The sequence below is a fragment of the Ralstonia sp. NFACC01 genome (genome assembly GCF_900115545.1).
Lineage (GTDB): Bacteria > Pseudomonadota > Gammaproteobacteria > Burkholderiales > Burkholderiaceae > Ralstonia > Ralstonia mojiangensis.
Window position 1 is genome coordinate 255,438 of record NZ_FOWV01000007.1, and the last position, 19,796, is coordinate 275,233.

Sequence of the window (19,796 nt, forward strand, 5' to 3'; positions counted from 1 at the left end):
TAGGCCGGCGCCGGATTTTTGCTTCCCTCCGGAAGCACTAGAGCGCGGCTTCGAATGCGCGGGCGTTGTGGAGTCGAATCAGGCGTCGCCGGGGTGGATGCGCGCTGGGTTCCAGCCCAGTGCGTTGTAGACGTGATAGCGCGCGATGCCGATCCATTCGTGCAGCGCGAAATCCGTCAGCGCGAAGTTGTACGCCATCGGCAAGGGCGAGGCCGCGGCCTGCAGATCGTCGGCGCGCACGGGAACCGGCGCCATGCCGAAGTGCGTGAAATACAGCAGGCTGCGTCGTAGGTGGATGGCCGACGAGACGAGCACCGTGCGATCAGCCGCATATTGCGCAAGCACCGTGCGCGAGAACTGGGCGTTCTGCCACGTATTCATGCTCTTGGGCTCCATCAGCACGTCGGCCTTGTCGACGCCGAGGGCAACGAGTTCGCGGCCATACACCGTGGCTTCCGGCTCGCCGTGATGGCGGGCATCGCCACCGCTGACGAGGATCTTGCAATCGCCGTCGGCGTTGCGGCACGCCTGGTACAACTGCGCGGCTTCGACCAGGCGCGGATACGAGAACAGCCCCGGCTCGACCGCGTCGCCCACGCGGAACGTGCCCGCGCCCAGCAGCACGATGGCGTTGCGCGCGCCCCATTGGACGTGCGGCTCGTTCTCGAAGGGCTTTTCCAGCGAATCCAGCAGCCACGCCGGCGCTGGCCCGCACCCGATCATCATCACCAGCACACCCGAGAACACCGCCAACCCGCGCGCAGCCCGACGTCGGCCGCGTGCTGCACACACCGCTGCCACGATCACCAGCACACACAGGATGGTCAGGCTCACAGGTTCCTCCAGGTTGGCGCTCACGCGCGTACGTGAGGCGCCATCGTAAAGAGGAATGGCGGGTTGCGCGACCCGTCTTCTTACGGGGTTGTTGCGGCAGGCTGGGGATTCGCTGAGGGCGCTGGCATGTTCGCGGCCATCACGCTGGTCGCTCTAGCCAATGCGCGGCAAGATGGCGAACTTGTCGCTCGATGCAAAACCACAGGCCGTGCAAGGCAATGCCACGGCTCCAAAAAGGATCGGTGCCAAATGCAAATGAAGGTTGTTCCCCCGGTAAGGGTGCTTAGCGCGCCGCATCGCATCACGCTCGCAGAAGTCGGCAAGACGGCGTCTGCGGTTTGTGCGGCGGTTGAAGCCGATGCGGCTGCGCAGGGCATGACGGTCAGCGGTCCGTGGATGTTCATCTACCGCAATCTGCCGCATGACCCCGATACACCGTGCGAGATCGAATTTTGCCTGCCCGTGCAGTCGGTGCCGGTCTACCACGGCCGACATGTGCTGAAGACACTGCCGGGCGCAACCTGCGCGGCGCACGTCCACGAAGGGCCGCTCGATCGACTTTTCGATAGCTATGCGACGCTGTTGCGGGCGGCGGCAGCGCAGGGTTGTCGTCTCTCAGGCGAGAGTCGCGAGATCTATCACTGCTGGCAGGGCCCGCAGGCAGCAGAGAACCGCGTGGAGATTCTGTTCGCGCTGGAATCCGAGCCGGCATGATGGGACTGGACGGCGGCCCGATGCTTTCGTGTGGCGATGACCGACGATAACGGGCGCCTGTCGGCTGCCCCTTTCACTGCGCGGCGCCAATCTTTCCGAGCAACGTGCGCAACATCGACCGCTCGGCCGGGCCCAGCGCCGCGAGCATGCGCTCCTCCGTCTCGACATGCGAGGCGACGAGCCCATCGATGAGCGCAAAGCCTGCATCGGTGAGCGCGATCTGCAGGCCTCGCCGGTCTTCGGGATCGGTTCTGCGGACGATGAGACCGCGTGTTTCCAGCCGGTCAAGCCGGTTGGTCATGGCCGACGTAGACAGCATCATGTCCTTGGCCAGCGCTGATGGCGACAACGCCTGCTTGCGGCCATTGCGACGCAGGGTGAGCAGGACATCAAAGCCCGCCATGTCGAGCTCCGCCTCCGCCACGTTCGCGACGACCGCCTGCCGCAGACGCTCACCTGTGCGCCAGATTTCGCCGCAGACCGCCATCGGGCTGGGGTCGATGTCCGGGCGCTCCCGGCGCCATTGCGCGAGAATGCCGTCCATCGGCCCGCCTTGCGCCGATGCCGAATTGCCTTGACCCATCGAACACCTCATCCTAGTATTTCGACGTCAAACTACTTGATGTCGAATTTGCAAAATCCTACCGGGTTTGTTTGCCCCCAGCAATTGGCTTGATAGGGGCGAGTTCGTGTGTCTTTTTACCGGCATTTATTTCGACATCAAATTACGTTACGTGGAGATTTCTCATGCCGTTTAATCGTCTGGCCACAATGATGGCAACAGCGTTGGCGCCCATGCTGTGGGGCACCACGTATCTCGTTTTCACGCAGATGCTTCCTGTCGGCCACCCGTTGCTGGTTGGCGCGTTGCGCGCGCTGCCGGCCGGGGTGCTGCTCATGCTGCTCGGTCCTGGCCTGCCGCCGCGAGACAAGCTGTTGCGTCTGCTGGCGCTTGGCTTGGCCAACATCGGCGTATTTTTCGCGCTGTTGTTCGTGGCGGCACAGCGCCTGCCGGGCGGCGTGGCGGCGACGATCATGTCTGCGCAGCCGCTGGTGGTCGCGCTGCTGGCGTGGCCGTTGCTGGCTCGCAAGCCGCGCCCGGCGCAACTGGCGGCCGCGCTGGCCGGCTCGTTGGGGGTGGGGCTGCTGATTCTCGGCCCAGCGGCCAAGCTCGACGCAATTGGCGTGGCGGCAGCGCTGGCCGCTGCGTTCTCGATGGCGATGGGGACTGTGCTCATTGAGCGCTGGGGCCGTATCGGCACGCCGCTGGCCGTTGCGGCATGGCAACTCGCGCTCGGCGGACTGGTCTTGCTGCCGGTGGCGTTGTTCGTGGAAGGCCTGCCGCCCGCGGTCACGGCGCGTAACGCGGTGGGCTTTGCGTACCTCATCGTCATCGGCACAGCGTTGGGCTACTGGCTGTGGGTGCGCGGCATCGGCGTGCTGGGCGCAGACGTGACGTTCCTGTCGCTGCTCAGCCCGCTGACGGCAACGGTGCTCGGCGCGCTCGTCCTGGGCGAATGGTTCAGCCCGATGCAGACGGGCGGCGCGGTGCTGATCCTGGGCGCGACGGTGGCGGGGATGGCGTTGTCGCGGCGGGCACGGCGAGAGCTCGCAGTGCAGGCGAATGCAGTGCAGTGTTCCCGCTCAAGCGAGCAGCCGCAACCGCATTGATTTGCACACTACCGCCGCACCATCGGCCGCATCGGTGCCTCATCGCCATTATCAACAGGCGCGGCGCCCAGATATTGCATGTTCGACCGATATTCCGGCAGCTTCGCCATCGTCATATGCCGGGCGTCGGCAAACAGCGTGAGCGTTTCAGGCAAATGGCGCGACAGCACGGCCATGCGCGTGCGCCCCGAGGGGTGCGTCGACAGAAACTGCTTTTGCTCTGTCCCGCCGATCGAACCCATTTTTTGCCACAGCGTGAGCGCGGCGCGCGGGTCGTAGCCGGCGCGGGAGGCGATGTCCATGCCGACCAGGTCGGCCTCGGTTTCCTCTGCACGCGAGAACGCCAGCAGGTGCATCTTGGCGCCTTCGCCCAAGTCCGTGTCGCCCCGGTTGCCGAAGCCGAACAATTGCGAGATGACGTTGGCGCCCAGGTTGGTGATCTCGCGCTGGCCGGCGCGGGCGCGAGCGTGCTCGCGCAATGCGTGGGCGATCTCGTGGCCGAGTGCCATGGCGAGTTCGTCGTCCGTCAGCTTGAACTGTTCGAGCAGCCCCGAGAACACGGCGATCTTTCCGCCGGGCATGCAGAACGCATTCACCTGCGACGAGCCGATCAGGTTGACCTCCCACTTCCAGTGCGCAGCGTCGGGGTTCCAGCGCGGCGCCTGGGGCGTCAGGCGCCTGACGATGCCGCGGATGCGGATCAGATCCGGCACGTTGTCCGGCGCAAGCGCGCCTTCGTGGGCCGCGTTGTCGATGATGCCCTGGTATTCGGCCAGCGCCCGCTTGTCGATTTCCTCGGCGGGAATGACGAGCCGGATGTTGGGCGACGTGGTGGTCGCCGCTTCCAGCTTCACGCCGTCGGCGGGCACCGGCAGCGGGCCGTCCATGGCGACAGCCCATGCAGATAGCGCGAGGCCAATTGCAGTCAGCAGGAAGCGTGTTATGCGGGGCATATGGGTGAGGGGCCGAATCCGTGCGACATAATATCGGCCAACGCACCGTGCCACGCTACGTGGCAACCCGCATTCGCATCGCCTTCGCCTCTGGCCCGCCGCATGACCTTCCACGATTACCTCGATATTTTCCGCAACCGCCGCATCGGCGCGATGCTGTTGCTGGGCTTTGCCTCCGGCCTGCCGCTGGCGCTCACCTCGGGCACGCTGCAGGCCTGGATGACGGTGGAAGGGCTGGATATCCGCACCATCGGGCTGTTCTCGCTGGTGGGGCAGGCGTACATCTTCAAATTCCTCTGGGCGCCCCTGATGGACCGCTTCACGCCGCCGCTGATGGGGCGCCGGCGCGGCTGGCTGGTGCTGACGCAGGCGGGGCTCGTGGCGTCGATTGCCGCCATGGCGTTCACGCCGCCGCACGCCGCGCTCTGGGCACTGGCAGGGCTGGCGGTGCTCGTGGCGTTTTTGTCGGCGTCGCAGGACATCGTCTTCGATGCCTACAGCACCGATGTGCTGCATTCGAGCGAGCGCGGCGTCGGCGCGGCCGTGAAGGTGCTCGGCTACCGGCTGGCGATGCTGGTGTCGGGCGGCCTGGCGCTGTATCTGGCCGATCGCGTGATGGGCTGGAGCAACATGTACCTGCTGATGGCCGGGCTGATGGCGCTTGGCATCATCACGACGCTGTGGTCGCCGGAGCCTGAGGTGTCCGCGCGCGCGCCGCGCAGCCTGCAGGAAGCGGTGGTCGGCCCGCTGCAGGACTTTTTCTCGCGCCGTGGCGCCTGGGCGCTGCTGGCGCTCATCGTGCTCTACAAGCTGGGCGATGCGTTTGCTGGCAGCCTGTCCACCACGTTCCTGATCCGGGGCGTCGGCTTTTCCGCCGGCGAGGTCGGCATCGTCAACAAGACGCTCGGCTTGGCGGCCACCATCGTGGGTGCGTTGTACGGCGGCACGCTGATGGTGCGGCTGGGGCTGGTGCGCGCACTGCTGCTTTTTGGCGTGCTGCAGGCGGTGTCCAACCTGGGCTACTGGGTGCTGGCTGTCACGCCGCAGCATCTGTGGACGATGGCGGTGGCCATCGGCATCGAGAACATTTGCGGTGGCATGGGCACGGCGGCCTTTGTTGCGTTGCTGATGGCGCTGTGCAACCGGTCGTTCTCGGCGACGCAGTATGCGTTGCTGTCAGCGCTGGCTTCCATCGGCCGCGTGTACGTCGGGCCGACTTCGGGCTACCTCGTTGAAGCCTACGGCTGGCCCGCGTTCTATCTGATGACCGTGGTATTCGCCTTCCCAGGCCTGGCGCTGCTGTGGTGGATGCGCGGCACGATCGGCCGCTACGAAGCTGAGCAGAACGAACGCGCCCTGGAAGCCAAAGCGGCCAAGGCTGCCTCAGCCTGATCGGCTAACCCAAGCGGTTCGAGCGGTCGGCATCGGCAAAGCCGGCCAGCGGCAGCGCCGCATCGATGCCTTTGCCCAGCGCGATGGCCTTGAATAGCTCGCCCATTTCTGCCTCCGACAGCAGCTTCTGCACGGCATTGGCCGCCGGCAGAAACTGCATCGGGTCGGACGGATCAAGCGTCATCAACAGCTCGCCGACGCCGGCGCTCAACAGAAAGCGCGCCTGGCTCGTATAGCCGAGCAGTTCTAGCCCGGCTTCCTGCCCCGCCTGGGCGATCCCCGAAAAATCGACGTGCGCGGTGATGTCCTGCAGGCCCGGCAGCCAGAACGGATCGTCATGCGCGTGCTGGCGGTAGTGGCACATGAGCGTGCCGTTGGCTCGGTGCGCGTGGTAGTACTCGGCAGCCGGGAAACCGTAGTCGATCAGCAGCAGCAAGCCGCGCTCGAGTGCCGTGCCGGCGCTGCGGATAAAGCCCTCGGCGGCTTCGTGCGATTCGGTAACGAAATCATCCGTGCCCGGCAGTGCGGCCAGCTTGGCGGGCACCTCCGACGGATCCACGGGCCGGTCTTCCCATTGCAGGCCGTTGTCGGCATCGAGCATTACGCCGCGCTGGCGCCACACGCCGCCGCGCCGCGCCCACAGCGACACGGGCATCGCATCAAGCACTTCGTTGCCGATCATCACGCCGGTGAACGGCGCAGGCAACGTGTCGTGCCACTGCGCAAGGGCGCCCAGCTCGGGGCCGAGCGCAGTCAGGTGTTCCTGTTGGCGCTGGCGCAGCTCGCCGGAGAGTTCGACGATGCCGTAGCTGTCAGGGCGCGCGCCCACCGCATCGAGTTCGGTGAGGATGTCGGCGGCCAGCTTGCCGGTGCCGGCGCCAAACTCCAGCACGTGGCGCTGGCCCTCGGGCAATGCCTGCAGCACCTGCGCGATCTGGTGCGCCACGGTGCGGCCGAAGAACGGTGTCAATTCGGGCGCGGTGATGAAGTCGCCGCCGTCTTCCACGCGGCGGCCGAACTTGGCCGCGCCGCCGCTGTAGTAGCCCAGGCTCGGCGCGTAGAGCGCCAGTTCCATGTAGCGGTCGAACGGGAGCCAGCCGCCGGCGGCCGCAATGGCGTCGGCGATCACGGCGAACAGGTGCGCGGACTGCGCCTGCGCCGCCTCGTTGGGAAGCGGTAAACTCACGGTTTTGCTCATCGCCCGGATTGTAAACAATGGCGCAGACGCCCATCCAGTCAGCTGCGGAATCGACCGCAGAATCCGCTACACAGCGGCGCATCGCCCTCGTCACAGGCGCTGGCCGCCGCGTGGGGCGCGTCATTGCCCTGGCGCTGGCCCGGCACGGCTGGGATGTTGCCGTGCATTGCCACCGCTCGCGCACCGAGGCCGACGCCGTCGCCGCCGAGATCATCGCCATGGGGCGTCGCGCCGCCGTGCTGCAGGCCGACCTGTCGGACGAAGTTGCCGCCGGCCGCCTGATTGCCGATTGCAGCGCTGCACTGGGTACGCCCACCTGCCTGGTCAACAACGCGTCGCTGTTCCAGTACGACGTGGCGACCAGCTTCAGCTATGCATCGCTCGATACGCATATGCGCACCAATGTGGCGGCGCCGCTGCTGCTGTCGCGCGAGCTGCACCGTGCGCTGACTGCCGATGGCGCCGAAGGCCGCGGCGTGGTCGTCAATCTGCTCGACCAGAAGCTCGATAACCTGAACCCGGATTTCCTCTCCTACACGTTGTCGAAGTCGGCGCTGTCGACGGCCACCATGCAGCTTGCGCAGGCCCTGGCGCCCGCGCTGCGCGTGGTCGGCGTGGCGCCGGGCATCACGATGGTGTCGGGCGACCAGTCGCAAGGCGGGTTCGCGCGCGCGCACCAGATGACGCCGCTGGGCCAGTCGTCCACGCCGGAAGACATCGCCGAAGCGGTGTGCTACCTGGCTACCGCACGCGCCGTCACCGGCACCACGCTATTCGTCGATGGAGGCCAGCATCTGATGCCGCTGGCCCGCGACGTGATGTTCCTCACTGAATAAACAACTCCTCCCCCGGACGCTCCCATGCTTTCCCTGCTATCCCACCCGCGCCTGTCGCACTGCCGTCGTATGTTCCTGCGCAACTACGAAGTGCAGATCAACATCGGCGTGCATGAATTCGAGAAGAAGGGCGAGCAGCGCGTCCTGATCAACATCGAGCTGTACGTGCCGCTGGAGCATTCGTCGCCCACGGAAGACAAGCTGCATGAAGTGGTGGATTACGACTTCATGCGCGACACCGTGGCACGCCGCATGGCGCAAGGCCATATTCACCTGCAGGAGACGCTGTGCGATGACGTGCTGACGGCGATGCTCAAGCACCCGCATGTGCTGGCCGCCCGGGTGTCGACGGAGAAGCCGGATGTGTATCCGGATTGTGAGTCGGTGGGGGTGGAAGTGTTTCGGATTAAAGAGTCGGGCTGACGGCTGTGTTTTTGATGCGGTGGTGCATCCCTCGTTTCATCCCCTGCCGGGGCTGGGTCACTTTCTTTGTCTTGCCAAAGAAAGTAACCAAAGAAAGGCGCGCCCGAGATGGCGAAAGATTCCTTGAATTTATGTCGCAGGGAGGGAAGGGAGGCAAACTCGCTGCGCTCAGACAAGCCTCCCTTCTTTTCCTCCCTGCAACAGAAATTCAAGGCGCCATCTAGGGCAGGGTACGGCCACACCGTCTGTGCGCGGGTGTTGGCGGTGCGCTTTTTTTTGATGGCGATTCAAGCCGCCGTCGCGTATTCGCGGCGCTGGGCGTGCAATGCGCCTGCGACGCTGGCCAGCAGGTCCAGGGCCAGATGCGCTGTAATCCCGCCCTTGTCGTGGCGCGGGTTGTATTCCACCAGTTCGAATGCGGCAAAACGTGCATCGCGGGCGCAAGCGGCGAGCGCCTGCGCCATGCCCTGCGCGGTGAGCCCGTCTGTTTCGGGTGTGCCGACGCCGGGCGCGACTGCGGGGTCGAAGGCATCCAGATCCAGCGTTACGCCGAAGGCCGCCGTGCCCGTTTTGACTTGGCGGATGGCGTCGGCCATGACGGCGCGCAAGCCGGCGCGTGCCACTTCGGCTGCGTCGATCACACGCACACCCAGCAGGTCGAGCAACGCGCGTTCAGCGGGCTCATAACTGCGCGCGCCGATCACCACGACGTGTTCGGGCAATACCTTCGGCGCGGCATCCCGAACTTGTGTGAGAGCCGCGGCGCCGTGGCCGAGCAGCGCCGCCAGCGGCATGCCGTGGATGGCACCGGAATCGCTCGTCTGCGGTGTGTGGCTGTCGAGATGGGCGTCGATCCAGATCAGCCCAAGCGGACCCTTCGGTCGCAAGGCGTTTGCCACGCCAGACCACGTGCCGATGGCGGACGAGTGATCTCCACCGATGACGACCGGCACATGCCCCTGGCGCACGCCGTGCGCTGTCGCATCGGCAAGCGCGCGCGAGAAACCGGCCACGCCCGGCAGCGCCGCCAAGCGTGCCGAACGGCTGTGCCCCGCCGACATCGCCAATTCGATGTCGTGCACGAGCGCGGCGTGCGTGTCCGGCGTCTGCAATCGCGCCAGCGCGCCGGCTTCCAGCAGCGCACGCGGGCCGTCCTTGCAGCCGTCGTCTTGCGCGCCGCAGCCGATGGCCGCGCCGATCAGATCAATCATGGTCATGTCACTCCCCTAGCGAGTTCTTCCTCAAGCCGCCTTGCGGCGCGGCCAGCCAGCCAGCGTCTGGCGGATGGCGTCCAACGCCAGCGCCAGTTCGGCCTCACCGATCACCAGCGGCGGTGTCAGGCGGACCACGTTGCCGTAGGTGTCCTTGGTCAGCACGCCGCGCTCGGCCACCGCGAACGCGAAGTCGTGCGCGTCGATGTCGGCATCGAGTTGCAGGCCGATCATCAGGCCGCGCCCGCGCACCTGCCGCACGCCGTGGCCGACGAGCGTCTTCAGTTCATTGATGAACGCCGCGCCCACGCGGGCGGCACGCTGTGGCAGTTGTTCTTCGATCAGCAAGGCGAGTGCCGCGCGTCCGATGTGCGCTGCGAGCGGGTTGCCGCCAAACGTGGAGCCGTGGTCGCCCGGCTGGAACACGCCCATGACCGCCTCGCGCCCCGCGATGGCCGAAACCGGCATCATGCCGCCCCCGAGCGCCTTGCCCAGCACCACCAGATCGGCGTCAACGCCCTCATGCCAGCTCGCCAGCACATCCCCGGTGCGGCCCAGGCCCGTCTGCACCTCGTCGCAGACGAGCAGCACGTTGTGCTGGGTGGCAAGTTCGCGCGCGAGTTTGAGGTAGCCGGCGGGAGGCTCGACGATGCCGCCTTCGCCTTGCACCGGCTCCATCAGGATTGCGCCCGTGTTGGGCCCGATGGCCGCATGCAGCGCATCGGCGTCACCAAACGGAATGCGCCGGAAGCCTGCCGCGAACGGGCCGAATCCGTAGCGATACTGATCGTGCGAGGAGAACCCGACGATGGTCGTCGTGCGGCCGTGGAAGTTGTTTTCGAAGACGATGATTTCGGCCGCCTCGGGCGCCAGGCCCTTCACGTCGCGTGCCCATTTGCGGGCCGCCTTGATGGCGGTTTCAACGGCTTCGGCGCCGGTGTTCATCGGCAGCGCGCGGTCCATGCGCGTGATGCGGCAGACGTCGGCCAGGAAGGGGCCCAGCTCGGTATTGTGGAATGCGCGCGACGTAAGCGTCAGCCGGCCGGCCTGCTCCGTCAGTGCGGCGACGAGTTTCGGATGCGAATGCCCGAAGCTGACGGCCGAATACGCCGACATCATGTCGAGGTAGCGCCGGCCGTCGGTATCGAACAGCCACACGCCTTCGCCGCGTTCCAGCATGACCGGCAAGGGCGCGTAGTTGTGTGCGCCGTAACGGTCTTCCAATGCATAGCTCGGATGTTGCATTGCGGTCGTCATGATGGCCTCCTGCCTGGATCGGTCGTTCACTTGCGGCGGATTGTGCGATCTGACAGACTTGAAATCAAATCGAATGTTTTTCGTTTTTCGATCCAAAAATTTGATGAATTAAGGCATTCGTGTTTTGCCATGTCGCACTCGCCGCTGCGCTATCTGCATAGCTTCCTGACCGTCGCCAACGAAGGCAGCTTCGTGCGCGCGGCAGATCGCCTGGCCGTGTCGCAGCCGGCGCTGTCGTACCAGATGCGGCAGTTGGAGCAGTGGCTTGGCGTGCCCTTGTTCGAGCGCTCGGGGCGCAAGCTCGTGCTCACGCGTGCCGGCACGTCGGTGCGGGCGTGGTGCCGCGATGCGTTTGCCGGGCTGGATGAGCTGCGCGCCGCGTTGCATAGCGGCGAGATGGAGCGCGTGTCGCTCAAGCTGGCGAGCGGCTCCAGCTTCGGGCGCTATGTGCTGATGCCAGCACTGCTGAAACCATCGCCCGAATCCGATGCGCCGCTTCTCGACGACGTGCGCCTCGAACTGGCCTTCGGCAGCGACGAAGAGGTCTTCAGCCATGTCGAGTCCGGCCGTGCCGATCTCGGCTTTGTCTACACGCCGCGCACGTCACGCCTGTTTGAACACCACGCTGTCTACACCGAAGAATTCGTGCTTGCCTGTAGCGCCCGCGCATTGCGTGAGCACAGTGCGCCACGCACGCTGGCTGATTGCGCGGCGCTGCCCTTCGTCACCTATGACGAATCCGATGCGGTCTACGGGCTGTGGTTCAAAGCGCTGTTCCGGCGTATGCCGGAGACGACCGTCAGCGCACATCACGTGTCCGACCTGGAAGAGGTCAGCACGCTGGTGGAGGCCGGCATGGGCTGGTCGGTGCTGCCGCTGCATGCCATTCAGGATGCCGTGGAGCGAGGGCGCCTGCAGGTCGTGCGCCCGATCGCGGCGCGGCGCTGCCTCAACACCGTGTTTGCCGTGCGCCGCACATCGAGCTTTCCGAGCGAAGCCCAAGACCGCTTGCTGGTGCGGCTTGCACAGCTGGATGCAGCGGCGCGGGGTTAGCCGCGCAGTCGTCCCGGTCCTGGCTGATCTGCAAGACGCAAATTGCCGCCTTGAAATTAATTAATTCGACAATTAATATTTGCGGCATGGCAACCCGCAAACCTTCCCCTCGCGGCCCCGGCCGCCCTCGTCGCCAGGATGGCGCAACGCAGGACGACCTCCGTGACCGCCTGCTCGACATTGCCGTCACGTTATTTGCGCGCGACGGCGTCGGCCCGACCACGCTCGCCGCCATCGCCCGCGAAGCCGGGGTGACGGCGCCGATGGTGCATTACCACTTCAAGACGCGCGATCAATTGCTCGATGCCGTGGTGGAGGGGCGCATCCGCCCGTTGATCGATCAGGTGACGGGCCCGGCGCTCGCGATCATTGCCGACGACGCGCATCTGCCCGATCTTGCGCAGACCGTGGCCGGCGTGGCGCAGCGCATGGTGGCGGTGGCCACGGCCACGCCGTGGTTTCCAACGCTGTGGATTCGCGAGATCGCCAGCGAGGGTGGCCAGTTGCGCGAGCGTGTGTTCGCGCGCATCGCGCTGGAGCGTGCCACGTTGCTGGTCGACCGCATTGCCCGCGCACAAGCGGCGGGCGCGGTGAACGCGGCACTGCAGCCGCCGCTGGTGATGGTCTCGGTGATCGGCCTGGCGATGCTGCCGCTGGCGACGCGCGCACTCTGGGGCCGCCTGCCCCTGGCGGATCAGGTCAGCGACGAGGACATCGGGCGGCACGTGGCCGCGTTGCTGCTGCACGGCATCGGCCCAGTCGCTACGCCCGAGCAAGCAGATGGGAAATCAGCGAAGCGGAAGTCGAAGCCCAAGCCAAAGGGCAAGCGACACGAGTAGGCGAACACGGCAGGTCAATCGCATCAATCGGATCCCGCGGAGGGCGGTATGCGGCAAGCGTTGTGCATGGGTAGGGCAGGGTGGTTTGCGGTGGCATCGGCCGCAGCGATGGCCCTGGCGGGTTGCGCCAAACAAGACAATCACACCTACCAGGGCTATGTGGAAGGCGAGTTCGTCTACGTGGCATCGCCCGTGGGTGGGCGGCTCGAACATCTTGGCGTGCAGCGTGGGCAGACCGTCAACGCGGGCGCGCCGCTCTTCGCGCTGGAATCGGTGGACGAGACGGCGGCCCGCCAGCAGGCGGCTGCGCAACTGCAAGGCGCCGAAGCCCAACTCGCCGATCTGAACGTTGGCAAGCGTGTGCCGGAAGTGGATGCGGTGCGCGCGCAATTGGCGCAGGCCGTGGCGGCGGACAAGCTCTCATCGACGCAGCTGGTGCGAGACGAGGCGCAGTTCCGTGCTGGTGGCATCGCGCAATCGCAGCTCGATGCAAGCCGCTCGACCGCGCAGTCGAACGCGCAGCGCGTGCGTGAATTGACCAACCAGCTGCGCATTGCCCAGTTGCCGGCGCGCAATGACCAGATTCGCGCGCAATCCGCGCAGGTGGAAGCGGCGCGCGCCGCAGTGGCGCAAGCGCAGTGGCGGCTCGATCAGAAAGCGCAGAAGGCGACGCAGGGCGGTCTCGTGTTCGACACGCTGTATCGTGAAGGCGAGTGGGTCGGCGCCGGCAGCCCCGTGGTGCGGATGCTGCCGCCGGCCAACGTGAAAGTGCGCTTCTTCGTGCCGCAAGGCGTGGTGGGCGCACTCAAGCCGGGGCAAACTGCGCGCCTGCACTGCGATGGCTGCGCGGCCGACATCAACGCTACGGTTACGTACATTGCAACGGAAGCCGAATACACCCCACCCGTCATCTACAGCAACACGACGCGCGACAAGCTCGTCTTCATGGTGGAAGCGCGGCCCGCCGCGGCCGATGGCCCGAAGCTGCGCCCGGGCCAACCCGTGGAGGTGACACTGCCATGAGCGCTGCCAGCCACGACGGTCAACCGCACACACGCAACGGCAACTACGCCATCGACGTGCATGGCCTGAACAAGCACTTTGGCGACAAGCACGTTGTGAAAGATCTCTCCATGCAGGTTGCGCGCGGCGAGATCTTTGGGTTCCTCGGCCCCAACGGCAGCGGCAAGACCACGTCGATCCGCATGATGTGCGGACTGCTGACGCCCGACAGCGGCAGTGGCTCGTGCCTGGGTTACGACATCCTCAAGGAGTCCGCGCAGATCAAGCGGCGCGTCGGCTACATGACGCAGCGGTTCTCGTATTGGGATGATCTTTCCATTCGGGAGAACCTGGATTTCGTCGCGCGCTTGTACGAGATGCCGAATCGGCGCGAGGTGGTGGACCACGCCCTGGAGCATCTTGGGCTGGCCTCGCGTGCCAAGCAACTGGCGGGCTCGCTGTCGGGCGGCTGGAAGCAACGTTTGGCGCTGGCCGCGTGCATGCTCCACAAGCCCGAACTGCTGCTGCTCGACGAACCCACCGCCGGCGTCGACCCGAAAGCGCGCCGAGATTTTTGGGAGGAGCTACACCGCTTGGCGGCGGAGGGCATCTCGGTGCTCGTCAGCACGCACTACATGGACGAGGCCGAGCGCTGCCACAAGCTCGCCTACATCGCGTATGGCGAGCTGCTCGCGCACGGCACCGCCGATGAAGTGATCGCCGGGCAGCACCTGTCGACGTGGTCGATCTCGGGCGGCAATCTGGTCGAGCTGGGCCGCAAGCTCGAAGGGCAACCGGGCGTGGATCAGACTGTCGCCTTTGGTTCGGTACTGCACGTAACGGGCGCGGATGCGCAAGCACTGGAAGGCACGCTGCGCAAGCTCACGGGAGAATCCGGCATGCACGCCGAGCCGATCAACACCGGCCTCGAAGACGTGTTCATCCACATGATGAAGCGCTCCTCAGACAACTACGGAGCGCAGCCATGAAGCCAGACGGCAATCGCTTTTCGTTCGTGCGCTGGTGGAGCGTGGTACTCAAGGAGTTTCTGCAGCTGCGCCGCGACCGCGTGACGTTCGCCATGATGATCGGCATTCCGATCATGCAGCTGTTCCTGTTTGGCTTTGCCATCAACGCCGACCCGAAGCATCTGCTGACCGGCGTGATCGCGGCCGACCAGAGCGAGTTCACGCGCAGCTTCCTGGCCAGCATGCGCAACTCCGACTACTTCGACCTGACGACCACGCTGACCGACGAAAGCGCCGGACGCGAGGCGTTGGCCAAGGGGCAACTGCAGTTTGTCGTATCGATCCCGCCGGACTTCACGCGCAGGCTCGTGCGCGGCGAGAAACCCTCGCTGCTTGTGGAAGCCGATGCCACCGACCCTGCCGCCACGGGCCTGGCCGTAGCGTCGCTCTCGCAACTCGTGCAGGGCGTCGTCAACAAAGACATGAAGGGTGCGCTGTCGCCGCTGGCCGGAGGTGCGGGCGCGGGCCCGAGCGGTGCGGCGCCACCATTCGATGTGCGCATCCACAAGCTCTACAACCCGGAAGGCATCACGCAGTACAACATCATCCCCGGCCTGATGGGCACCATCCTGACGATGACCATGGTGATGATGACGGGCTTGGCCATGACGCGCGAGCGCGAGCGCGGCACGATGGAAAACCTGCTCGCCACGCCGGTGCATCCGCTGGAGGTGATGACGGGCAAGATCGTCCCGTACATCTTCATCGGGCTGGTGCAGGTGACGATCATTCTGTTGATGGCGTTCTTCGTTTTCCACGTGCCGTTTGTCGGCAGCGTGTGGATGGTCTACGTATCGGCGTTGCTGTTTATCGTGGCGAGTCTGACGGTGGGGATCACGCTCTCGTCTCTCGCGCAGAACCAATTGCAGGCGACGCAGCTGACCTTCTTCTACTTCCTGCCGAACATCCTGCTCTCGGGTTTCATGTTTCCGTTCGTGGGCATGCCCAACTGGGCGCAGGCGATTGGCAACCTGCTGCCGATGACGTACTTCAACCGGCTCACGCGCGGCATCCTGCTCAAGGGCAACGGCTGGTTTGAGCTGTGGCCAAGCATTTGGCCGTTGATGGTGTTTACGGTGGTGGTGTTGGGGGTGGCGTTGCGGTTTTATCGCAAGACGTTGGATTGAGGTGGCTATGTGGACGCTGTGGATTCGACGCGCTGACGGTGGTGATGGTGTTTGTGGTCCATCCCCTGTTTCGTCCCCTGCCGGGGCCGACTTACTTTCTTTGTCTTGCCAAAGAAAGGTAAGCAAAGAAAGGCGCGCCCGAGATGGCGACTTCTCCTTGAATTTTCATAACCGGGCGGAGAACGGGAAAACTCCCTTCGCTCAGACAGTTCCCGTTCTTTTCTCCGCCCGCTTACAAAAATTCAAGGCGCCATCTAGGGCAGGGTACGGCCAAACCCTCTGGCGGTACTTGTTGACGCTGCGGCGAGCGTTGGCGGATCGTGAGTGTTTGCTTGGTGTTGTGATCGTTGCCGCCTTGTCTGTGAGCGGCTGTGCCGTCGGTCCCGATTTCAAGGCGCACGCGGGGCCTGCGGCTACCGGCTATTCCGCACAGCCTGTGTCGCGCGAAACCGCATCCGCGCCAGTTGTTGGCGGGGAAGCTCAGCATCTCGTGGATGCCAACGTGCCGGCCGATTGGTGGCACCTGTTCCGATCGCCCGCGCTTGATGCGCTGGTGGACGAGGCGTTGCGTGCGAGCCCGTCTGTCGTGCAGGCCGAAGCGCGCTTGCGTCAGGCGCAGGCCGAAGCCGAGGCGCAGTTCGGCTATGTGATGCCGTCGGTGGATGGCACCGTGTCGGCGGTGCGCCAGCAGATCAACCCGGAGGCGTTCGGGTTCAACACGCCCAAGCCGGGGCCGTTCACGCTGTATTCGGCGTCGCTGTCGGTGTCGTATGCGCTGGATATTTTTGGCGGCGTGCGCCGGGCGCTGGAAGCATCGCAAGCGCAGGTCGATACGCAGCGTTATGAGCTTGAGGCGGCGCGGCTGTCCCTGGCGGGCAATGTGGTGACGGCGGCGGTGCGGATTGCGGCGCTGGATGCGCAGATCGCCACCACGCAGCGATTGGCGGCCGAGCAGCGCAAGCAGTTGGAGATCACCGAGCGGAGGTTAAGCGTGGGCGGCGTCGCGCAGGTCGATGCGTTCTCGCAGCGCACGCTCGTCGCGCAGACCGACGCCACGATGCCGCCGCTCATGCAGCAGGCTGCGCAGCAGCGGCATCGTCTATCGGTACTGTTGGGCCGCGAACCCGGTGCTGGGTTGCCGGACCTGCCGTCGCTCGACGCGCTGCATCTGCCCGACCCGCTGCCGGTGTCGCTGCCATCGACGCTCGCGCAGCGGCGCCCCGACATCCGCGCCGCCGAAGCGATGTGGCACGAAGCCAGCGCCAACGTGGGCGTGGCCACGGCCAACCTGTTCCCGCGCATCACCCTGTCCGCAGGGCTGGGTTCGGAAACCACCAGCTTCCGCAATCTGCTGGGCGCCGGATCAAGCATCTGGAACCTCGGCGCCGGGCTCACGCAGCCGATCTTCCACGGCGGCACCCTGCGGGCCAAAAAGCGCGAAGCCGAAGCTGCCTACGATGCAGCCGGCGCGGCCTACAAGCAAGCCGTATTGCAAGGTTTGCAGGAAGTGGCCGACGCCCTGCACGCCGTCAACAACGACGCCCAAACGCTGCAGTCCCGAGCGCTCGCAACCGACCAAGCGCAACAGACTCTGCGCGCCGCCCAAGCCCGCCACGCCGCCGGCGGCATCAGCACGCTAACGTTGCTGGACGCCCAGCGCCAGGTCGATCAGGCGACGTTGCAGCAGGTGCAGAGCCAAGCGGATCGGTTGCTGGATTCCGCTGCGCTTATGCAGGCGTTAGGAGGCGGCTGGCAATAGGCAAACGACAAAGCAGCCCAAGTCGGCAACACTAGCGGCCAGATGGTTTGGCCGTACCCTGCCCTAGATGGCGCCTTGAATTTCTGTTGCAGGGAGGAAAAAGAAAGGGAAACTGTCTGAGCGAAGCGAGTTTTTCCCTTCCCCTCTCTGCGACATAAATTCAAGGAATCTTTCGCCATCTCTGGCGCGCCTTTCTTTGCTTACTTTCTTTGGCAAGACAAAGAAAGTGAGTCAGCCCCGCCAGGGGATGAAACAGGGGCTAACAGAAGGCATAAAAAATCAGCTCACCGCCGGCCGCAACAACCGCTGCTGATAAGCCTGCAAATGCGCAAACGCCACCCGCAGCAACGAAACATCCGTCCCCAACGCCCGCCCACGGCGCAGCATGTCCCCCACGATGTGATCCGCCTCAACGCGCGCACCACTCTCCAGGTCCCGCAGCATCGATGCCGTCAGCGGCGACCCAGCCTGCGTCAGCACATTGAGCCCGCGTTCGCGCGCAGCCTGCCGATTCGGATACCCCGCCGCCGCCGCCACACGCTCGCACGCCATGAACATCGCCTCGTTCAACGCAGCGCCCTCGTCCGTGGCAACAATCTCGCCCACCGTGGCCCGCATCAGGCAAGTCATCGCGGCCAGCGAAGTGAGAAAGGTGAATTTCTCCCACATGTCCTGCATGACGTTTTCGGCCAGCACGGAATCAAAGTTGGCCGTGGCAAACACGTCGCGGATTGCCTCGGTGCGCTCGCGCGGTGCATGCGGCGTGCGCTCGCCGAACGTGATTGAGTGCACGGCGGGGCCTTGGCCGTTGCTCAGGTGCAGCACCGCCCCGTCCGGCGCGCTCGTCGCACTGATGTGGCACAGCCCACCGAGTACGCGTGATTCACCAAACGCGGCATCCAGCCGTTCCAGATGCGCCAGCCCGTTCAGCACCGGCAGCACCACCGTGCGCTCGCCCACCACGGGGCGGATCGCGGTGATGGCGTCTTCCAGGTCGTAGGCCTTGCAGCTCAGCAGCACCAGGTCGGCACGGCCCCAAGCCGCGGCCTGGTCTGCGGTGATGCTCTGCACGGGCAATTGCGCATCGCCGTGCGGGCTGCGGATCACGAGACCGTGTTCGCGCAACCGCGCCGCGCGTGCCGGCCGCACCAGGAAGGTCACGTCTGCGCCCGCCTGGGCGAGCCGGCCGCCGAAATAGCCGCCGGTGCCGCCGGCGCCAAGCACCAGAATCCGCATTGCTGTCGTCATGGGGTTCGTTTCCATCGAGCAGAAGATAGGCAAACGATTCTAGGCCTGTTCGTCCGACCCTGCAGGCGGCGCTCCGCGCGCGCTAAAATGCTGATTTTCCTCACGATTTGACGCCCGTCCGGCCATTATTCAGCGCTGGCGGGGTCGAGATGCCATGACGTTTTCCAATAATTTCCACCGCCTCGAAACCCGTCTGCAGTCGCAGGTCGGCCGTGCCATCGGCGACTTCAAGATGATCGAAGACGGCGACACCATCCTCGTGTGCCTGTCTGGCGGCAAGGATTCATACACGATGCTGTCGGTGCTGATGGCGCTGCAGAAGCGCGCCCCGGTCGACTTCAAGCTGATTGCGATGAACCTCGACCAGAAGCAGCCGGGCTTTCCGGAAGAGGTGCTGCCCAACTACCTGAAGAAGCTGGGCGTGGAATATGTGATCGTCGAGGCGGACACGTATTCGATCGTCAAGGAGAAGGTGCCCGAGGGCAAGACGACGTGCTCACTGTGCTCGCGCCTGCGCCGCGGCGTGATCTACCGCACGGCCAAGGAGCTGGGCGCCAACAAGATCGCGCTGGGCCATCACCGCGACGACATCGTCAACACGTTTTTCCTGAACATGTTCTTTGGCGGCAAGATGAAGTCGATGCCGCCCAAGCTGGCCACCGACAACGGCGACCACATCGTCATCCGCCCGCTGGCCTACTGCGCAGAGAAGGAGATCGCCTCCTACGCCCGCGCGATGGAATTCCCGATCATCCCGTGCAACCTCTGCGGCTCGCAGGAAAACCTGCAACGCAAGAAGGTCAAGGAGATGCTGCTGGAGTGGGAGCGCCAGACGCCGGGCCGCATCGACAACATCTTCGCGGCGCTGCAGAACGTGGTCCCGTCGCACTTGGCCGATACCGATCTGTTCGACTTCAACGGCCTGACCACGGGCCTGGCGAAGATCGGCGAGGACGCGCTGTTCGGCCAGACCGCCTACGACCAGGCCCCGCTGGTGTTTGCCGGCTCGCATGACGATCGCATCGAGTTCGTGCGGTTTGAGCGCAAGCCGGGCGACAAGGCTGCCGACCAAGCCCTGCCCGGCGAGGTGGCCGCAAGCTGAGCGCGGCCCGCGTCACGCACGGGCGGCACACGTTGCCCACATGTGCGCGGCATGCCACGCCGAGTGTCCACCATCCGCCTGACCGGCCAGCGGGCTACCCGTCTCGGTCATGGCGCGATTGCAACAATTCCACCGTTTGACCGGTTCAG

Annotated in this window: 19 protein-coding genes; 12 read left to right on the forward strand and 7 right to left on the reverse strand. The window is 65.3% G+C overall.

The window, feature by feature from the left end:
* Nucleotides 1-78: 78 nt before the first annotated feature.
* Nucleotides 79-834, reverse strand: coding sequence for a YdcF family protein (locus BM136_RS19400; RefSeq protein ID WP_092974514.1), 756 nt, complete (start codon nt 832-834; stop codon nt 79-81).
* A 126-nt stretch (nt 835-960) separates the two neighbouring features.
* On the opposite strand from BM136_RS19400, the gene BM136_RS19405 reads away from it, so the two are divergent.
* Nucleotides 961-1,548 (forward strand): GyrI-like domain-containing protein, encoded by a 588-nt coding sequence (locus tag BM136_RS19405; protein WP_092974352.1) that lies wholly within the window; start codon nt 961-963, stop codon nt 1,546-1,548.
* Between the two features lie 73 nt (nt 1,549-1,621).
* On the opposite strand, the gene BM136_RS19410 is transcribed toward BM136_RS19405, so the two are convergent.
* On the reverse strand, nt 1,622-2,131 hold the full coding sequence (locus BM136_RS19410) for a MarR family winged helix-turn-helix transcriptional regulator (RefSeq protein ID WP_092974355.1): 510 nt from the start codon (nt 2,129-2,131) through the stop codon (nt 1,622-1,624).
* Nucleotides 2,132-2,295: 164 nt separating this feature from the next.
* On the opposite strand from BM136_RS19410, the gene BM136_RS19415 reads away from it, so the two are divergent.
* A complete protein-coding gene (locus BM136_RS19415) occupies nt 2,296-3,219 on the forward strand; it encodes a DMT family transporter (RefSeq protein ID WP_092974358.1) in 924 nt (307 codons plus the stop codon).
* 8 nt (nt 3,220-3,227) lie between these two features.
* Here BM136_RS19415 and BM136_RS19420 read toward each other — a convergent pair whose 3' ends face one another.
* Nucleotides 3,228-4,172 carry a M48 family metallopeptidase gene (locus tag BM136_RS19420; protein WP_092974361.1) on the reverse strand — a complete coding sequence of 315 codons (945 nt, stop codon included), beginning with the start codon at nt 4,170-4,172 and terminating at the stop codon, nt 3,228-3,230.
* Nucleotides 4,173-4,274: 102 nt separating this feature from the next.
* Between BM136_RS19420 and BM136_RS19425 the strand changes: the two genes are divergently transcribed.
* Nucleotides 4,275-5,564, forward strand: a complete 1,290-nt coding sequence (locus tag BM136_RS19425; RefSeq protein ID WP_092974364.1) for a muropeptide transporter — start codon at nt 4,275-4,277, stop codon at nt 5,562-5,564.
* A 4-nt stretch (nt 5,565-5,568) separates the two neighbouring features.
* Here the strand turns inward: BM136_RS19425 and BM136_RS19430 are convergent, their stop codons facing one another.
* Complete coding sequence (locus tag BM136_RS19430) at nt 5,569-6,762, reverse strand: class I SAM-dependent methyltransferase (protein ID WP_092974366.1); 1,194 nt, start codon at nt 6,760-6,762, stop codon at nt 5,569-5,571.
* Between the two features lie 17 nt (nt 6,763-6,779).
* Between BM136_RS19430 and BM136_RS19435 the strand changes: the two genes are divergently transcribed.
* Both BM136_RS19435 and BM136_RS19440 read left to right on the forward strand, forming a co-directional pair.
* Nucleotides 6,780-7,598 carry an SDR family oxidoreductase gene (locus BM136_RS19435; protein ID WP_092974369.1) on the forward strand — a complete coding sequence of 273 codons (819 nt, stop codon included), beginning with the start codon at nt 6,780-6,782 and terminating at the stop codon, nt 7,596-7,598.
* A gap of 24 nt (nt 7,599-7,622) precedes the next feature.
* On the forward strand, nt 7,623-8,021 hold the full coding sequence (locus BM136_RS19440; protein ID WP_024976941.1) for a dihydroneopterin aldolase: 399 nt from the start codon (nt 7,623-7,625) through the stop codon (nt 8,019-8,021).
* Nucleotides 8,022-8,308: 287 nt separating this feature from the next.
* On the opposite strand, the gene BM136_RS19445 is transcribed toward BM136_RS19440, so the two are convergent.
* Entirely contained in the window at nt 8,309-9,238 is a 930-nt protein-coding gene (locus tag BM136_RS19445) for an arginase (protein WP_092974372.1), read from the reverse strand.
* A gap of 24 nt (nt 9,239-9,262) precedes the next feature.
* On the reverse strand, nt 9,263-10,489 hold the full coding sequence (gene rocD / locus BM136_RS19450; protein ID WP_092974375.1) for an ornithine--oxo-acid transaminase: 1,227 nt from the start codon (nt 10,487-10,489) through the stop codon (nt 9,263-9,265).
* A gap of 129 nt (nt 10,490-10,618) precedes the next feature.
* Here rocD and BM136_RS19455 point away from each other — a divergent pair, with 129 nt between their 5' ends.
* The 6 genes from BM136_RS19455 (at nt 10,619) to BM136_RS19480 (ending at nt 17,297) form a co-directional block, all read left to right on the forward strand.
* Complete coding sequence (locus BM136_RS19455; protein ID WP_092974378.1) at nt 10,619-11,542, forward strand: LysR family transcriptional regulator; 924 nt, start codon at nt 10,619-10,621, stop codon at nt 11,540-11,542.
* 86 nt (nt 11,543-11,628) lie between these two features.
* Nucleotides 11,629-12,381 carry a TetR/AcrR family transcriptional regulator gene (locus BM136_RS19460; RefSeq protein WP_092974381.1) on the forward strand — a complete coding sequence of 251 codons (753 nt, stop codon included), beginning with the start codon at nt 11,629-11,631 and terminating at the stop codon, nt 12,379-12,381.
* A gap of 48 nt (nt 12,382-12,429) precedes the next feature.
* The gene (locus BM136_RS19465) at nt 12,430-13,404 is read left to right on the forward strand and encodes an HlyD family secretion protein (protein WP_092974384.1); all 975 of its coding nucleotides are present in this window, start codon (nt 12,430-12,432) and stop codon (nt 13,402-13,404) included.
* Nucleotides 13,401-14,372, forward strand: a complete 972-nt coding sequence (locus tag BM136_RS19470; protein ID WP_092974387.1) for an ABC transporter ATP-binding protein — start codon at nt 13,401-13,403, stop codon at nt 14,370-14,372. The genes BM136_RS19465 and BM136_RS19470 overlap by 4 nt, the downstream gene beginning before the upstream one ends.
* On the forward strand, nt 14,369-15,538 hold the full coding sequence (locus BM136_RS19475; RefSeq protein ID WP_092974390.1) for an ABC transporter permease: 1,170 nt from the start codon (nt 14,369-14,371) through the stop codon (nt 15,536-15,538). Before BM136_RS19470 ends, BM136_RS19475 begins: the two co-directional genes overlap by 4 nt.
* Before the next feature lie 7 nt (nt 15,539-15,545).
* Nucleotides 15,546-17,297 (forward strand): efflux transporter outer membrane subunit, encoded by a 1,752-nt coding sequence (locus tag BM136_RS19480; protein ID WP_092974393.1) that lies wholly within the window; start codon nt 15,546-15,548, stop codon nt 17,295-17,297.
* Between the two features lie 279 nt (nt 17,298-17,576).
* On the opposite strand, the gene panE is transcribed toward BM136_RS19480, so the two are convergent.
* Nucleotides 17,577-18,533, reverse strand: a complete 957-nt coding sequence (gene panE, locus BM136_RS19485) for a 2-dehydropantoate 2-reductase (RefSeq protein ID WP_175537175.1) — start codon at nt 18,531-18,533, stop codon at nt 17,577-17,579.
* 166 nt (nt 18,534-18,699) lie between these two features.
* Between panE and ttcA the strand changes: the two genes are divergently transcribed.
* Nucleotides 18,700-19,647, forward strand: a complete 948-nt coding sequence (ttcA, locus tag BM136_RS19490) for a tRNA 2-thiocytidine(32) synthetase TtcA (protein ID WP_092974399.1) — start codon at nt 18,700-18,702, stop codon at nt 19,645-19,647.
* The last annotated feature ends 149 nt before the right edge of the window (nt 19,648-19,796 follow it).

Coding starts and splice junctions, on each gene's coding strand:
- BM136_RS19405 (WP_092974352.1), top strand. CDS start 961: ATGTTCGCGGCCATCACGCTGGTCGCTCTAGCCAATGCGCGGCAAGAT.
- BM136_RS19410 (WP_092974355.1), bottom strand. CDS start 2,131: ATGGGTCAAGGCAATTCGGCATCGGCGCAAGGCGGGCCGATGGACGGC.
- BM136_RS19415 (WP_092974358.1), top strand. CDS start 2,296: ATGCCGTTTAATCGTCTGGCCACAATGATGGCAACAGCGTTGGCGCCC.
- BM136_RS19420 (WP_092974361.1), bottom strand. CDS start 4,172: ATGCCCCGCATAACACGCTTCCTGCTGACTGCAATTGGCCTCGCGCTA.
- BM136_RS19425 (WP_092974364.1), top strand. CDS start 4,275: ATGACCTTCCACGATTACCTCGATATTTTCCGCAACCGCCGCATCGGC.
- BM136_RS19430 (WP_092974366.1), bottom strand. CDS start 6,762: ATGAGCAAAACCGTGAGTTTACCGCTTCCCAACGAGGCGGCGCAGGCG.
- BM136_RS19435 (WP_092974369.1), top strand. CDS start 6,780: ATGGCGCAGACGCCCATCCAGTCAGCTGCGGAATCGACCGCAGAATCC.
- BM136_RS19440 (WP_024976941.1), top strand. CDS start 7,623: ATGCTTTCCCTGCTATCCCACCCGCGCCTGTCGCACTGCCGTCGTATG.
- BM136_RS19445 (WP_092974372.1), bottom strand. CDS start 9,238: ATGACCATGATTGATCTGATCGGCGCGGCCATCGGCTGCGGCGCGCAA.
- rocD (WP_092974375.1), bottom strand. CDS start 10,489: ATGACGACCGCAATGCAACATCCGAGCTATGCATTGGAAGACCGTTAC.
- BM136_RS19455 (WP_092974378.1), top strand. CDS start 10,619: ATGTCGCACTCGCCGCTGCGCTATCTGCATAGCTTCCTGACCGTCGCC.
- BM136_RS19460 (WP_092974381.1), top strand. CDS start 11,629: ATGGCAACCCGCAAACCTTCCCCTCGCGGCCCCGGCCGCCCTCGTCGC.
- BM136_RS19465 (WP_092974384.1), top strand. CDS start 12,430: ATGCGGCAAGCGTTGTGCATGGGTAGGGCAGGGTGGTTTGCGGTGGCA.
- BM136_RS19470 (WP_092974387.1), top strand. CDS start 13,401: ATGAGCGCTGCCAGCCACGACGGTCAACCGCACACACGCAACGGCAAC.
- BM136_RS19475 (WP_092974390.1), top strand. CDS start 14,369: ATGAAGCCAGACGGCAATCGCTTTTCGTTCGTGCGCTGGTGGAGCGTG.
- BM136_RS19480 (WP_092974393.1), top strand. CDS start 15,546: ATGTGGACGCTGTGGATTCGACGCGCTGACGGTGGTGATGGTGTTTGT.
- panE (WP_175537175.1), bottom strand. CDS start 18,533: ATGCGGATTCTGGTGCTTGGCGCCGGCGGCACCGGCGGCTATTTCGGC.
- ttcA (WP_092974399.1), top strand. CDS start 18,700: ATGACGTTTTCCAATAATTTCCACCGCCTCGAAACCCGTCTGCAGTCG.